Genomic DNA, 1,038 nt, shown 5'->3' on the forward strand with positions numbered 1-1,038 from the left:
GTACGTGTTCAGGACCAGTTCGTGCGGTGGGATGAACATGAGCAGTAGCACGGTCGGATTTCCCGCCTCGGCTAGTCGCGCCCACTTGCGAAGTGAGTACACGACCAAGTCGAGATCACCGGCACCTGATCGGACGCCCTCGGGCTGGGTTCGGTACTGGTATTGCTCGAATTTGCTGACGCCGATGACGAACTCGGGTGGTTCGATGCAAACACCCATCTCGTCTCTGTCGTCGTTGCCGGTCGTGACGCCGTGGAGTCCTGACCCGACTTGGCCTCGCAGGACTGTGTTGGAATCGGCGATCGCCTTGAATTTCGGTTCACTGTGAGCGATTTCGGTCATCTCTGACTCCAGTGCTTGATGGCGTTGAAAACCTGGCCATGCTTGTGGACTTGTTTGTAGGCCCCATTGCCGAGCATCCACACCTGCGGATTGCCGCTGTGTGCGACGAGTGGGAGAGCTGCGCGGTAGGCGTTGTCTGGCAACAACTCTGCGTCGTCGAGGATGAGGAGATCGACCTTGGAGATTCGGATCGTGTCGCCCGCGCGTGCGGCGTAGTGGATCACGCTGCCGTTGTTCATCTCGATACGCGACTGACCTGCAACGAAGGAGACCCGTTTAACTGCCTGGCGAAGTGTATTTGCCTCTCCGAGGATCTGAGTGAGATTCCGCTGAGCGTTCCGGACAGCTCTGGATCGAGCTGCGGTGTGGACGATGCGGTGGTTCGAGGACAGCAGCAGCTCGTACAGTTCACGAGCAAGAGTGATGCGCTCGCGATCGTTCGGGTCCGGTGTCAGGATCCCGACGCGGGGCGCTTCCCAGGTCTCGAGGATTGTGCTCATCGTGTCTGTGAGGGTGTCACGCTGCCACTGGTCAAGGTCCAGGCCGGCGGCAGCTGCTAGAGCCATGGCGTTCTCGCTTTCGCTGTGAGAGCGCGCCGGCACGTCCTTGATTTGCGGATCGCATTTGTCGCCTCGGGGTTCGGTCATACTGTGCTCCGGTGCTCGGTAGCGTCGAAGCAGTTCTTGAGGTATCTGG

Annotated in this window: 2 protein-coding genes; both read right to left on the reverse strand. The window is 59.6% G+C overall.

Annotation, left to right across the window (positions count from 1 at the left end):
- Positions 1-342, reverse strand: a 342-nt coding sequence (locus ACH4F2_RS36355) for a DNA polymerase beta superfamily protein (protein WP_398136848.1), incomplete at its 3' end; no start/stop codon positions are given.
- On the reverse strand, positions 339-1,038 hold a 700-nt coding region (locus ACH4F2_RS36360), incomplete at its 5' end, for a hypothetical protein (RefSeq protein WP_398136849.1). The genes ACH4F2_RS36360 and ACH4F2_RS36355, both read right to left, overlap by 4 nt.

It is taken from the genome of Streptomyces sp. NPDC017890, assembly GCF_044328675.1.
GTDB lineage: Bacteria > Actinomycetota > Actinomycetes > Streptomycetales > Streptomycetaceae > Streptomyces.